The following is a 13683-nucleotide window of genomic DNA, read 5'->3' on the forward strand; positions in this document are numbered from 1 at the left end:
CGATCACCTGGCCACGGAGACGGTCGACAGGTCGATCGCACCGAAGAAGTAGCCGACCTGGGCGTTGCGGATGTCGGATCCGACCACGCTGCGGGTCACGTTCCTGACCAGCGGGACCAGCGGGTAGTCCTGCATGGCCCGGTCCAGGAGGCCCGACCAGCGGCGGCCGAGTTCCTCGCTGGTCCCGTTGGCGTCGCGGAGTTCGTACATGGCCTTGGAGATCTCCGGGTCGTGGTAGCGGGGGATGTTGGAGAAGCCGAAGGTCCTGCCGTCGATGCTCGGCCCGATGTTCGGGTCGATGGTGGTGCGCACGGACCCGCTGTCGGCGCCGCCGCACCAGCCGCTGCGGGCGAGGTCGGGCATGTTCTCGCCCGCCAGGGTGGTGAAGTAGTTGGCGGCGGGGATGGGGCGCAGCTCCAGGTCGATGCCGAGTCGGGCGAGGTTCTGCTGCAGCGAGGTGCCCATGTTCTTGAAGCGGGCGGTGGCGTCCGCGTAGCCGTAGACCAGCTTCTTCGGGTAACTGCGGCCCTTGAGCAGCTTCTTGGCCTCGTCGAGCTTCGGCTGGCCGGCCGGGTCGAGCGCGGAGTGCTGCTCGGCGAATCCGCGCTGGTCGGCGTTGATGTACGACTGGGCCATCTTGCCGAACCGGGCGCCGCCGTACTGGAGATGGATGGCCTTGCGGTCGACGGCGAGCGCGAGGGCCTTGCGGACCTGCGGGTCCTTGATGGTCTCCGTGTTGAAGTTGAGGATGTCGGTGCAGCCGGTGAGGCCGGACGCGGTGCGCTTGTCCACCTCGGGCCGGTCGAGTTCGGCGGCGTCGGATGCCTGCAGGCCGCCGGCGCTGTCGAGGGTGACGGCGGTGGGGTCGGAGTCGGCGAGCAGCTGCTGGCTGATGGTGGCCTGGGCGGTGGACAGGCTGAAGGTGAAGGTGTCCGGCAGGGCGGTGCGGTTCGGGTCGGTGGCCGGGTCCCACTCCTTGTTCCGCACCAGCTTCATGGAGCGGCCGCGGTCGTAGTGCGCGATCTTGTACGGGCCGGTGGACACCGGGTGGTTGGTGTAGTCGAGCTTGGTGTCCTTCTTCTCCGGCACGGGCGCGGTGTTGGACCGGGAGACGAGTGCGGGGAACTCGGCGAAGGGCTGCTTCAGTCTGAAGACGAGGGTGCGGTCGTCGGGGGTCTCGATGCCCTTGAAGTCCCCGCCCTTGTACGGGCCTTTGTAGCCGTCGTCGGACAGGGCGGCGTTCAGCTCCTGCGGGGCCTGGGTGTAGACGTCGCGGGCGTACGTCCGCTCGACGCCGTACTTGACGTCCCTGCTGGTGATGGGCGTGCCGTCCTCGTACGTGAGGCCCTTCTTCAGGGTGTACGTCCAGGTGAGGCCGTCCTTGGAGACCTTGCCGAGGTCGGTGGCGAGGTCGGGGACGACCTTCGGGGGCTTGCCCGCGTCCTCCTTGGCCATGGTGAGGGTGCGGTAGTAGAGCTGGCCGACGTTGGCGGTCTGCACGTAGTTGCTGTTGCCGGGGTCGAGGGTCTGGAAGTCGGCGGACATCAGGACGTTGACGTTCCCGCCGCGCCCGGTGTGGCCCCAGCCGGCCTTGACCGGGTCGAAGGCGTCGGCGGGGGCGCGCGAGCCGGAGCCGGGCGCGGGCTTGGCGCCGCCGCAGGCGCTGAGGCCGACTGTCGCGGCCAACGTCCATGCGAGGGCCGCCCCTTGGCGTCGATTCACTGCTGCTCCTTAGCCGCGGGAGGACTTGGGGTCGAGGGCGTCGCGCACCGCGTCGCCGAGCAGGTTGAAGGCGAGCACGGTGATCACCAGGGCACCGGCGGGGACGGCCAGGAACCACGGGTCGGTGAGATACCAGTTGCCGGCCTGGGCGGCATTCAGCATCTGGCCCCAGGACGGGGTGGGGTCCTTGACGCCGACGCCGAGGAAGGAGAGAGCGGCCTCGGCGGTGATGTTCGTGGGGATCATCATCGTGGCGTAGACGAGGACGACGCCCATCACGTTGGGGACGATCTGCCGCAGGATGATCGAGCGGTGCGAGGCTCCGTAGGACCGTGCGGCCTCGACGAACTCCTGCTCGCGCAGGGAGAGCACCTGGCCGCGCACGACCCGCGCGAGATACGCCCAGCCGAAGAAGCCCAGGATGATCACGAGTGAGGCGATCGGCAGGAGGCTGCCCTCGTCGAGCGCGGTACCGCCGAGCCGGGACTGCAGGATCGGGGTGAGCGACAGCACGAGCAGCAGGTGCGGGAAGGCCAGGAAGAGGTCCATGATCCGGCTGATGACCATGTCGACCTTGCCGCCGAAGTAGCCGGCGGCGGCGCCGAGCACGGTGCCGAGCACCACCGATACGGCCGTCGACAGCAGGGCGATGACCAGGGATATCCGGGCGCCGTGTGCCATGCGGGCGAAGATGTCGCGGCCGAGGCCCGGTTCGAGTCCGAGCCAGTGCTCGCCGGAGGGGTAGCGGTAGTAGGACAGCGGCAGGCCGGGGGTGCCGTAGTCGTCGAGGACGTCGGGGCTGGTCCTGGTGGTGTAGGCGTCCTGGCCCTCGATGCCGGTGAGCAGCGGGGCCAGTACGGCGAACAGCACCATCAGCACGATGACGGCGAGCGCGGCGAGCGCGATACGGCTGCGCCGGATGCGCAGCCAGGCGGTGCCGAGCAGCGAGCGGGCGGTGACGGTCGCGCCTCCCCCGGCGGGTGAGGCGGCGGGCGGAGTGGCAGGAGCGGTGGCCGGGCCGTCGGCATCGCCGTCGGCGCCGGAGGGCGGCCGGGAAGGCAGCACGGGGGAATCCGTCACGTCACGGTCCTTCGGCGCTCGGGAGAGATGATGGCCGGGACGGTATACCAGACTGACGCGATCCCACCAGAGGCATCCAAGGACTCCTTCCCGCAACACTGCAGAAACCGCCTGGTTATGGGGATCCCTTACCGAAGGCTCCACCTGTGGACATCGCGAACCGAGCATTGCCTTCCATTTTGGTATGCCAGTTTGTACGATGCGGCACGACAGCGTCCGCCGCCCGGACCCGCTCGTGGGAGGCGCCCTCGGGCCCCGCCCGGCGGCACGCACCCGATCCCCTACGGAGGCAGCATGCGCACCCGCTGGCGCGCCCGGCACGTACTCGCCCACCAGGACGGCGGCCACGCCCTCCTGACGGACGGTGAGGTGGTGTGGGAGGACGACGTCGTCAGGTACGTCGGGCCCCGGTACGAGGGCCCCGTCGACGTCGAGCGCGACCTCGGCGAGTCACTCGTCATGCCCGGCCTGATCGACCTCGACGCCCTCACCGACGTGGACCACCTGGTCCTCGACTCCTGGGCCGGCCCCGAGCGCGGCCGCGGACTGCAGTGGTCCCTCGACTACTTCACCGACCGCCGCCACGACGTCTTCACGCCCGCGGAACGCGTCGAGATCCGGGAGTACGCCCTGGTCCAGCTCGCCCTGCACGGCATCACCACGTACATGCCGATCGCCTCCGAGGTACACAGCGCCTGGGCCGAGCCGTACGAGGAACTGGTCGAGACGGCGCGCGCCTCACGCCGCCTCGGCCTGCGCGGCTACCTCGGCCCCGCGTACCGCTCCGGCGTGAACGTCGTGCTGCCTGACGGCAGTCGGGACGTCGCCTTCGACGAGGAAGCGGGCAGGGCGGGCTTCCGCGACGCGGTGCGCTTCCTCGACCACCTGGCGGAACTCGACGATCCGCTGCTCACCGGCGTCCTGCTGCCCTGCCGGATCGAGACGCTCACCGAGGACCTGCTGCGCGAGACCGCCGGCCTCGCACGCGAACGCGGTGTCCTGGTCCGCCTGCACGCCCTGCAGGGCCTGGTCGAACGCGACCTCGTGCAGCGGCGCCACGGGATCACGCCGCTCCAACTCCTGGAGAAGAACGGCCTGCTGGGGCCGAACCTGCTCATCCCGCACACCGTCACCACCGACCGGCACCCCGGCGTGCACGGCGAGGACCGCGGCGATCTGACCACCCTCGCGGACGCCGGCGTCTCGGTGATCCACTGCCCCCAGACCTCCCTGCGCTACGGCGAGATGCTGCACTCCTTCCGCGCCTACCGCGAGGCCGGCATCAACCTCTGCCTCGGCACCGACTCCTTCCCGCCGGACCTGATCCGCGGCATGGACGTCGGCGTACACCTGGCGAAGGTCGTCGAGGGACGCTCCGACGCGGCGCCCGCCGAGACGTACGTGGAGGCCGCGACACTCGGCGGCGCCCGCGCGCTCGGCCGCGAGGACCTGGGCCGGATCGCTCCCGGCGCGCAGGCCGACCTGGTCGCCTTCTCGCTGGCGGACATCCGCGACGGAGTGCAGGACGACCCGGTCCGTACGTTCCTCCTGAACGGCACCGCACGCCAGGCCACCGACTCGGTCGTCGCGGGCCGTCCGGTCCTGGTGGACGGCTCGCTGCCCGGCGTCGACCTGCCGCGGCTCCGGACCCGGGCGCAGGAACTGTTCGAGCGGATGCGCGCGGCGTACGGGGAGCGGGACTTCCTGCGCCGGGACGCCGATCACCTCTTCCCGCCGGCCTTTCCCGCCTTCCGGGAACAGGGATGACCGCTCGCGGCGCCGCGACCGTGCCCGCGGAAGGCGCTCCGGCCCGGCCGGGCAACGCCTCGCACGTGGACCGTGCGGAGGGCGTCATCCGCACGGGCATCCACTCCGGCGCCCACCCGCAGGGCAGCCGGCTGCGCGAACGGGAGCTCGCCGACGCCCTCGGCGTCTCCCGGGTCCCGGTGCGCGAAGCCCTGAACCGTCTCGCTGCCGAGGGACTCGTCGTCCAGTCACCGCGCCGCGGCGCCTCGGTCCGGCGCCTCACGCTGCGCGACGTCGACGAGCTGTTCGACCTGCGGCTCAGCCTCGAGGTGTTCGCTGCCCGACGCGCCGCCGAGATCGTCGCGGACGGCGGCGGCCACCCGGGCCTGCGCAGGGTCATGACCGAGGCGGAGGACGCCACTCGCCTCGGCTCGCCCGCCGGCATCGCCGCGGCGAACACCGCCTTCCACGCCGAGATCATCGCCATGACCGGCAACCGTCTGCTCCAGGCGTCCCTGCAGCCTTCGCTCGGCCTGATGCACTGGCTGTTCCGCCTCACGGCCACCGAGGCGGGACCGCAACAGCACTGCGCGGAACACCGGAACATCTACGGAGCCATCCACGAGGGCCGCCCCCGGCTGGCCGAGGCACTCGCCCACGCCCACATCGAGATCCGCCGCACCCCCGTCATGCACACCCTCGCCGACGTCCTGCCTCCCCGGTGACACGGACGCCGGGCGCCCGCCCCGCCGCACGAGTCCGGCCCGGGTGCCGGCACCTCCGGACGGCGGAGCGGGCCGGACGGCAGGATGCCGGACATGGACCGCCAACGGATCAGCGCACTCGCCCACCGTGACCACCCCATCGCCGCACCCCTGCACACGACTTCGGTCGACCGGCTGCTCGACCTGGCGCTGCCCCGGGGCGACGAGCGCGTACTCGACCTGGGCTGCGGACGGGCCGCCTGGCTCCTGCGCGCCCTGAGCGGACGGCCCGGCCTGAGCGGCGACGGCGTGGACACCAGCGCCGACGCACTGGCGGACGCGCGCACGGACCGCGCGACGGCGGGCCTCGATGACCGCCTCGGCCTGCACACCGCGGACGTCACCTCCTACCACGCCCCGCACCCCTACGACCTCGTGCTCTGCGTCGGCGCGACGCACGCCTTCGGCGGTCTGCTGCCGACCCTCGCCGCGGCCGACCGGCACCTGGCACCGGGCGGCACCGTCCTCGTCGGAGACGGCTTCTGGGAGCGGGAGCCGGGCCGGGACACGCTCGGCGTCGGCTTCTCGGCGGACGAGTACGCCGACCTGGCGACGACCGTCGACCGCATCACCGCGGCCGGCTGGGCCCCGGTCCACGCCCACACCAGCACCGTCGACGAATGGGACGACTACGAGTGGTCCTGGACCGGCTCCCTCACCCGCTGGGCCCTCGACCACCCCGACGACCCCGACCGCCCCGCGGCCCTCGCCGCCGCCGACCGGCACCGCACCGGCTGGCTCCGCGGCTACCGCCACACCCTCGGCTTCGCCACCTTCCTGCTGCGCCGGGTCTGACCCGGATCAGCCGCGGAAGCCGTGGCCGGCCGGCGGGTCCTGCTGCCAGGTCCATCGCTCGTCGGGCGCCTCGTCGCCGAGGATGCGGAGCGACTGCTCGCAGATCTCCGCCGGCCGGTCGACCTCGTCGAGGCCGAACCACATCTCGTGGTTGTCCGAGCGTCCGCTGCGCGGTGGGTGGTCCCGCGGATCGGACCAGCCGAGGCCGAGCAGTCGCCGCTGCTGCTCGTCGGTCGTGTCCCGATAGGAGCGGGACACGCATTCGGCGCCGATTCCCTCGTCCCACCTCAGGAACTGCACGTAACGCCCGATGCCACGCCGGGGCTTCGGGCGACGGCGCCACCGACGCGGACCCACCTCGTCGGGCGCCGGACCCCCAGCCGGATCGGGCTCGGCCACCAGCAGGCTGTCCCCTGCGCTCAGCGCGGCCACTTCCTCCCGCAGCCGGGTGCGGAACTCGCTCCATGGCTGGGTCTGCTTCTTCGACATTCAGTTCCCCCTGATCGTGGCCCTGTGCACGGAAGTTGCGCGAACGGGCGGCTTTCCCGGCGTGACCGCAACGGCCCGGCACAGTGCGCAAGTCCCGTTCGGCAGGCGCCACATGACAGCCGCTGCGGCCCTCGGGCGCCGTACAACGCCGACCAGAGTCTCCCCCGCCCCGCCCCGCCGCGGAGCCGGCGCAGGGGCCCACGGACCACCCCCGCGCCCGGAGCACCGCCTGAGGCAGGATGTCCCCATGTCCGACCAGCACGACCGCACCACTTCCGGAAGCCACGGGAACCACGGGCGCCCCGGCATCCACGACAGCGGCGCACCCCAGGTCCTCGACCGGCGCGAGGGCCCGTACGGAGAGGTGGCGCTGCGCCGGCACGGGGACACCCTGCAGATCATCGCCAACGGCTGCTTCCTGATGGACACATCCGACGGAAGGTCCGAGCGGCTGCTGGTCGACGCCGCCCGCGACGCGCTCGACGACCGCCCCGCCCCGGCCGTACTCATCGGTGGCCTCGGCGTCGGCTTCTCCCTCGCGCACGCCGCCGCCGACCCCCGCTGGGGTCGTATCACCGTCGTCGAGCGCGAGCCCGCGATCATCGACTGGCACCGCACCGGCCCGCTCGCCGCTCTCTCGGCCGCCGCGCTCGCCGACCCGCGCACCGAGATCGTGCGGGCCGATCTGCTCGATCATGTGAGAGATGACACGCGCGGATACGACGCCCTCTGTCTGGACATCGACAACGGGCCCGACTGGACCGTGACCGACGAGAACGGAAGCCTGTACTCCGCCGATGGCCTTCAGGCCTGCAAATCCAGGCTCCGACCGGGCGGTGTGCTCGCCGTCTGGTCCGCGAAACCGTCCGCCGAATTCGAAGGAACCTTGCGGAATGCCGGGTTCCTAGCGGTCCGTACCGAAGAGATCCCCGTTGCCCGGGGCGTTCCCGACGCGGTGCATCTCGCGGTAAGACCTGCGTAGCCGCGGCGCGCTCCGTGCCCGTACTCTCTGACGACACGCGGATCCTTCCAGCGTTTTCACCGACCGAAATCAAGGTTCCAGGGGCGGGCGATGGAGCAGACACACACCTCCCACAACGGCACGACCGCCGCGCCCGGCGCCCAACGCCGGGTACTGGTCGTCGAGGACGACCTCACGATCGTCGACGCCATCGCCGCCCGGCTACGCGCCGAGGGCTTTCTCGTCCAGACCGCCGGTGACGGCCCGGCAGCCGTGGAGACCGCGGAGGCCTGGCAGCCTGACCTGCTGATCCTCGACGTGATGCTGCCCGGCTTCGACGGCCTCGAGGTCTGCCGCCGGGTCCAGGCGGCGCGGCCGGTGCCGGTCATGATGCTCACCGCGCGCGACGACGAGACCGACATGCTCGTCGGCCTCGGGGTCGGCGCCGACGACTACATGACGAAGCCGTTCTCGATGCGGGAGCTGGCCGCGCGCGTGCACGTGCTGCTGCGCCGCATGGAGCGCGCCGCACTCGCCGCGTCCACCCCGCGCAGCGGCATCCTGCGGCTCGGCGAGCTGGAGATCGACCACGCGCAGCGCCGGGTCCGGGTCCGCAGCGAGGACGTGCACCTGACCCCGACCGAGTTCGACCTCCTGGTCTGCCTCGCCAACTCGCCGCGCGCCGTTCTCTCCCGCGAACAGTTGCTCGCCGAGGTGTGGGACTGGGCGGACGCCTCCGGCACCCGCACCGTGGACAGTCACATCAAGGCGCTGCGACGCAAGATCGGTGCCGAGCGGATCCGCACCGTCCACGGTGTCGGATACGCCCTGGAGACCCCGAATCCGTGAACGCCGCGGGGGCCGTGGGACAGCTCCGCAAGGCGCTGTCCCGAGGAAGCGACCGGGGAACGCCGCTGCGTTCCCTGCGTCCCTTCTCCATCAAGACCAAGCTCGGGGCGCTCGTCGTCGTCTCGGTGTTCATCACCACGGGCCTGCTGATGATCGCGGTCCGTACGAAGACCGAGTTCCGTTTCATCACGGTCTTCTCGGTGATCGCCACCCTGCTCATCACCCAGTTCGTGGCGCACTCGCTCACCGCCCCGCTGGACGAGATGAACACCGTCGCCCGCTCCATCTCGCACGGTGACTACACCCGGCGGGTACGCGGAGCCGGGCGCCACGACGAACTCGGCGACCTCGCCGACACCATCAACCGCATGGCGGACGAGCTCGAGGCGCAGGAACAGCAGCGCAAGGAGCTGGTCGCCAACGTCTCGCACGAGCTGCGCACCCCCATCGCCGCGCTACGTGCCGTACTGGAGAACGTGGTGGACGGGGTGTCCGCCGCCGACCCCGAGACGATGCGGACGGCGCTGAAACAGACCGAGCGTCTCGGCCGGCTGGTCGAGACCCTGCTCGATCTCTCCCGCCTGGACAACGGCGTGATACCGCTCAAGGCCCGCCGGTTCGAGGTCTGGCCGTATCTGTCCGGTGTCCTGAAGGAGGCGAACATGATCGCCTCGCACCGCGGCGGCATGCCGTCCGCATCGGGCCGGCACACCCGGACCGACGTCCATCTGCACCTGGACGTCTCGCCGCCCGAGCTGACCGCGCACGCGGACGTGGAGCGGCTGCACCAGGTCGTCGCCAACCTCATCGACAACGCGGTCAAGCACAGCCCGCAGCACGGCCGCGTGACCGTGAAGGCACGCCGCGGCGAGGGCCCGGAGTCGCTCGACATAGAGGTGCTGGACGAAGGACCCGGCATTCCGGAGGCCGAGCGGCACCGCGTCTTCGAGCGCTTCAACCGCGGTGCGGCCTCCACCCCGCACGGTCCCGGCAGCGACGGCGGTACGGGACTCGGCCTCGCCATCGCCCGGTGGGCGGTGGACCTGCACGGCGGGCGCATCGGAGTGGCTGAATCGACTCGTGGCTGCCGGGTCGTCGTCACCCTTCCGGGAAAGCCCGAAAACCCGAGTTGACGTAGGGTTCGATAGCGAAGCGCACGATCTTCGAACCCAGCGGACGCGGATCGGCGTCTCCAGGCTGCAGGGGCGCGGAGAAGAGGGCCACTGCTGTGGGCCGTCGGCTCAAACCACGGTTGTTTCCCGCCATTTCCAGGGGTGAAACACGCGATCCGATGTGACTTACGCGACCAATGACCCGCCCGGTCTGCACCTCCCGGCCATGGGGGCGTAGCCTTTATTCCCGCTGTCCATCACCTTGTGAAGCGGAAGAGGGCGGTTGCCGCCGTGTCGCCACAGTCCCCCAGTAACCCGAGTACCTCGGCCGACCAGGAAGCGCAGGAGAAGAACCCCGCTGCCGCTTTCGGTCCCAATGAGTGGCTCGTCGACGAGATCTATCAGCAGTACCTCCAGGACCCGAATTCGGTAGACCGTGCCTGGTGGGACTTCTTTGCCGACTACAAGCCGGGCGCCGGAGCAGCAGCGGCCCCCAAGCCGGCCCAGACGCCCGCCCCGTCCGGTACCGCAGCCGCGGGGGCTGCGGGCACCGCGCCCAGCGCCCCGGCAGCCAAGCCCGCGCAGCCCGCCGCGAAGTCGGCGCAGCCCGCTGCGAAGCCGGCCGCCGCCGCGCCCGCCGCTCCGGCGAAGCCCGCGGCCGCACCGGCCGCGGCCAAGCCCACCCCGGCGGAGCAGGAGCCGAAGGCCGAGTCTGCCGAGGCCCCCGCGGGCCCCGATTACCAGACGCTGCGCGGCCCGGCCGCCGCGGTCGCGAAGAACATGAACGCCTCGATCGAGGTGCCCACGGCCACGTCCGTGCGCGCGGTCCCGGTGAAGCTGCTCTTCGACAACCGCATCGTCATCAACAACCACCTCAAGCGCGCCCGCGGCGGGAAGATCTCCTTCACGCACCTCATCGGGTACGCGATGGTGCAGGCCATCAAGGCCATGCCGACGATGAACCACTCCTTCGCCCAGAAGGACGGCAAGCCGACCCTGGTCAAGCCGGAGCACATCAACTTCGGTCTGGCCATCGACCTGGTGAAGCCCAACGGCGACCGCCAGCTGGTCGTCGCGGGCATCAAGAAGGCCGAGACGCTGAACTTCTTCGAGTTCTGGCAGGCCTACGAGGACATCGTCCGCCGTGCGCGCAACAACAAGCTCACGATGGACGACTTCTCCGGCGTCACGGTCTCGCTGACCAACCCCGGCGGCCTCGGCACGGTCCACTCCGTGCCGCGTCTGATGCCCGGCCAGTCGGTCATCATGGGCGTCGGTTCGATGGACTACCCGGCCGAGTTCCAGGGCACCTCGCAGGACACCCTGAACAAGCTGGGCATCTCGAAGGTCATGACCCTGACCTCGACGTACGACCACCGCGTGATCCAGGGAGCCGCCTCCGGCGAGTTCCTGCGCATCGTGGCGAACCTGCTGCTCGGCGACGAGCGGTTCTACGACGAGATCTTCGAGGCGCTGCGGATTCCCTACGAGCCGGTCCGCTGGCTCAAGGACATCGACGTCAGCCACGACGACGACGTCACCAAGGCCGCCCGGGTCTTCGAGCTGATCCACTCCTACCGGCAGCGCGGCCACATCATGGCCGACACCGACCCGCTCGAGTACCGCCAGCGCAAGCACCCCGACCTGGACATCACCGAGCACGGGCTCACGCTGTGGGACCTGGAGCGCGAGTTCGCGGTCGGCGGCTTCTCCGGCAAGACGATGATGAAGCTGCGCGACATCCTCGGCGTGCTGCGCGAGTCGTACTGCCGCACCACCGGCGTCGAGTTCATGCACATCCAGGACCCGAAGCAGCGCCAGTGGCTGCAGGACCGCATCGAGCGGCCCCGCGGCAAGCCGGAGCGCGAGGAGCAGCTGCGCATCCTGCGCCGGCTGAACGCGGCGGAGGCCTTCGAGACCTTCCTGCAGACCAAGTACGTCGGGCAGAAGCGCTTCTCGCTCGAGGGCGGCGAGTCCGTCATCCCGCTGCTCGACGCGGTCCTCGACTCGGCCGCCGAGTCGCGCCTGGACGAGGTCGTCGTGGGCATGGCCCACCGTGGCCGGCTCAACATCCTGGCGAACATCGTCGGCAAGTCGTACGCGCAGATCTTCCGGGAGTTCGAGGGGAACCTCGACCCGAAGTCGATGCACGGCTCCGGCGACGTGAAGTACCACCTGGGGTCCGAGGGCACCTTCACGGGTCTCGACGGCGAGCAGATCAAGGTCTCGCTGACGGCCAACCCCTCGCACCTGGAGGCGGTCGACCCGGTCCTGGAGGGCGTCGTGCGCGCCAAGCAGGACATCATCGGCAAGGGCGGCACCGACTTCACCGTGCTGCCGATCGCGATCCACGGCGACGCGGCCTTCGCGGGCCAGGGCGTGGTGGCCGAGACGCTCAACATGTCGCAGCTGCGCGGCTACCGCACCGGCGGCACGGTCCACGTCGTCATCAACAACCAGGTCGGCTTCACGGCGGCGCCCGAGTCCTCGCGCTCGTCCATGTACTCGACCGACGTGGCCCGCATGATCGAGGCGCCGATCTTCCACGTGAACGGCGACGACCCCGAGGCCGTGGTCCGGGTCGCCCGGCTGGCCTTCGAGTTCCGCCAGTCCTTCAACAAGGACGTGGTCATCGACCTCATCTGCTACCGCCGCCGCGGGCACAACGAGACCGACAACCCGGCGTTCACGCAGCCCCTGATGTACGACCTGATCGACAAGAAGCGCTCGGTGCGCAAGCTCTACACCGAGTCCCTCATCGGTCGCGGCGACATCACCCTGGAAGAGGCCGAGCAGGCCCTGCAGGACTACCAGGGTCAGCTGGAGAAGGTCTTCACCGAGGTCCGCGAGGCCACCTCGCACGCCGCTCCGACCGAAGTCCCCGACCCCGAGGCCGAGTTCCCGGTGGCGGTGAACACGGCGGTCTCCCAGGAGGTCGTCAAGCGCATCGCCGAGTCCCAGGTGAACATCCCCGACCGCGTCACCGTGCACCCGCGGCTGCTCCCGCAGCTGCAGCGCCGTGCCGCGATGGTCGAGGACGGCACCATCGACTGGGGCATGGGCGAGACCCTGGCCATCGGTTCGCTGCTGCTCGACGGCACCCCGGTGCGCCTGTCCGGCCAGGACTCGCGCCGCGGCACCTTCGGTCAGCGGCACGCGGTCCTCATCGACCGGGACACGGCCGACGACTACACGCCGCTGCTGTACCTCGCGGACGACCAGGCCCGGTACAACGTCTACGACTCGCTGCTCTCCGAGTACGCGGCGATGGGCTTCGAGTACGGCTACTCGCTGGCCCGTCCCGAGGCTCTGGTGATGTGGGAGGCGCAGTTCGGTGACTTCGTCAACGGCGCGCAGACCGTCGTGGACGAGTTCATCACCTCGGCCGAGCAGAAGTGGAGCCAGACCTCCGGCGTCACGCTGCTGCTCCCGCACGGCTACGAGGGCCAGGGCCCGGACCACTCCTCGGCCCGTCCGGAGCGTTTCCTGCAGATGTGCGCGCAGGACAACATGACGGTCGCGATGCCGACCCTGCCGTCGAACTACTTCCACCTCCTGCGGTGGCAGGTGCACAACCCGCACCACAAGCCGCTGATCGTCTTCACCCCGAAGTCGATGCTGCGTCTGAAGGCCGCGGCCTCCAAGGCGGAGGAGTTCACCACGGGCGGCTTCCGCCCCGTGATCGGCGACGCCTCGGTCGACCCGGCCGCGGTCCGCAAGGTCGTCTTCTGCGCCGGCAAGGTCTACTACGACCTGGACGCCGAGCGGAAGAAGCGCGGCGCCACGGACACGGCGATCATCCGCATCGAGCGCCTCTACCCGCTGCCGGGCAGGGAGCTCCAGGAGGAGATCGCCAAGTACCCGAACGCGGAAAAGTACCTGTGGACGCAGGAGGAGCCGGCGAACCAGGGTGCCTGGCCGTTCATCGCGCTCAACCTGATCGACCACCTGGACCTCGCGGTCGGCGCCGACGTCCCGCACGGCGAGCGGCTGCGCCGCATCTCGCGGCCGCACGGCTCGTCGCCCGCGGTCGGCTCGGCGAAGCGCCACCAGGCGGAGCAGGAAGCGCTGGTGCGTGAGGTGTTCGACGCCTAGGACGCTTCGGTCCGGCACACGCGGAACGGGCCCGGTACCCCCGAGCGAGGGGGTACCGGGCCCGTTCCGC

At 70.6% G+C, this 13683-nt stretch carries 10 protein-coding genes; 7 read left to right on the forward strand and 3 right to left on the reverse strand.

All coding sequences use genetic code 11. The features are described 5' to 3' along the window. Positions 1-3 precede the first annotated feature (3 nt). Positions 4-1722: an ABC transporter substrate-binding protein gene (locus DSC45_RS15640; protein ID WP_119291314.1), complete on the reverse strand. Its 1719-nt coding sequence runs from the start codon at positions 1720-1722 to the stop codon at positions 4-6. Positions 1723-1731: 9 nt separating this feature from the next. Then, positions 1732-2802 (reverse strand): ABC transporter permease, encoded by a 1071-nt coding sequence (locus DSC45_RS15645; RefSeq protein ID WP_240434655.1) that lies wholly within the window; start codon positions 2800-2802, stop codon positions 1732-1734. Positions 2803-3096: 294 nt separating this feature from the next. Between DSC45_RS15645 and DSC45_RS15650 the strand changes: the two genes are divergently transcribed. From DSC45_RS15650 to DSC45_RS15660, 3 genes are all read left to right on the forward strand, one after another. After that, entirely contained in the window at positions 3097-4569 is a 1473-nt protein-coding gene (locus DSC45_RS15650) for a chlorohydrolase family protein (protein ID WP_119291316.1), read from the forward strand. Then, the gene (locus DSC45_RS15655; protein WP_119291318.1) at positions 4566-5273 is read left to right on the forward strand and encodes a GntR family transcriptional regulator; all 708 of its coding nucleotides are present in this window, start codon (positions 4566-4568) and stop codon (positions 5271-5273) included. Before DSC45_RS15650 ends, DSC45_RS15655 begins: the two co-directional genes overlap by 4 nt. A 93-nt stretch (positions 5274-5366) precedes the next feature. Then, entirely contained in the window at positions 5367-6107 is a 741-nt protein-coding gene (locus DSC45_RS15660) for an SAM-dependent methyltransferase (RefSeq protein ID WP_119291320.1), read from the forward strand. Positions 6108-6113: 6 nt separating this feature from the next. On the opposite strand, the gene DSC45_RS15665 is transcribed toward DSC45_RS15660, so the two are convergent. Continuing rightward, complete coding sequence (locus tag DSC45_RS15665; RefSeq protein ID WP_119291322.1) at positions 6114-6596, reverse strand: TY-Chap domain-containing protein; 483 nt, start codon at positions 6594-6596, stop codon at positions 6114-6116. 247 nt (positions 6597-6843) lie between these two features. On the opposite strand from DSC45_RS15665, the gene DSC45_RS15670 reads away from it, so the two are divergent. The 4 genes from DSC45_RS15670 (at position 6844) to DSC45_RS15685 (ending at position 13613) form a co-directional block, all read left to right on the forward strand. Next, positions 6844-7578, forward strand: a complete 735-nt coding sequence (locus DSC45_RS15670) for a spermidine synthase family protein (RefSeq protein ID WP_240434656.1) — start codon at positions 6844-6846, stop codon at positions 7576-7578. Positions 7579-7668: 90 nt separating this feature from the next. Continuing rightward, the gene (locus DSC45_RS15675; RefSeq protein WP_119291324.1) at positions 7669-8406 is read left to right on the forward strand and encodes a response regulator transcription factor; all 738 of its coding nucleotides are present in this window, start codon (positions 7669-7671) and stop codon (positions 8404-8406) included. A 74-nt stretch (positions 8407-8480) separates the two neighbouring features. Further along, positions 8481-9539 carry a HAMP domain-containing sensor histidine kinase gene (locus tag DSC45_RS15680; RefSeq protein WP_119291817.1) on the forward strand — a complete coding sequence of 353 codons (1059 nt, stop codon included), beginning with the start codon at positions 8481-8483 and terminating at the stop codon, positions 9537-9539. 270 nt (positions 9540-9809) lie between these two features. Further along, positions 9810-13613, forward strand: a complete 3804-nt coding sequence (locus tag DSC45_RS15685) for a multifunctional oxoglutarate decarboxylase/oxoglutarate dehydrogenase thiamine pyrophosphate-binding subunit/dihydrolipoyllysine-residue succinyltransferase subunit (protein ID WP_119291326.1) — start codon at positions 9810-9812, stop codon at positions 13611-13613. The last annotated feature ends 70 nt before the right edge of the window (positions 13614-13683 follow it).

The sequence above is a fragment of the Streptomyces sp. YIM 130001 genome (assembly GCF_003574445.1).
Taxonomy (GTDB): domain Bacteria; phylum Actinomycetota; class Actinomycetes; order Streptomycetales; family Streptomycetaceae; genus Streptomyces.

Bases quoted from the DNA above. Each gene is read 5' to 3' on its own strand.
- DSC45_RS15650 (WP_119291316.1), top strand. From the start codon at position 3,097: ATGCGCACCCGCTGGCGCGCCCGGCACGTACTCGCCCACCAGGACGGC.
- DSC45_RS15655 (WP_119291318.1), top strand. From the start codon at position 4,566: ATGACCGCTCGCGGCGCCGCGACCGTGCCCGCGGAAGGCGCTCCGGCC.
- DSC45_RS15660 (WP_119291320.1), top strand. From the start codon at position 5,367: ATGGACCGCCAACGGATCAGCGCACTCGCCCACCGTGACCACCCCATC.
- DSC45_RS15665 (WP_119291322.1), bottom strand. From the start codon at position 6,596: ATGTCGAAGAAGCAGACCCAGCCATGGAGCGAGTTCCGCACCCGGCTG.
- DSC45_RS15670 (WP_240434656.1), top strand. From the start codon at position 6,844: ATGTCCGACCAGCACGACCGCACCACTTCCGGAAGCCACGGGAACCAC.
- DSC45_RS15675 (WP_119291324.1), top strand. From the start codon at position 7,669: ATGGAGCAGACACACACCTCCCACAACGGCACGACCGCCGCGCCCGGC.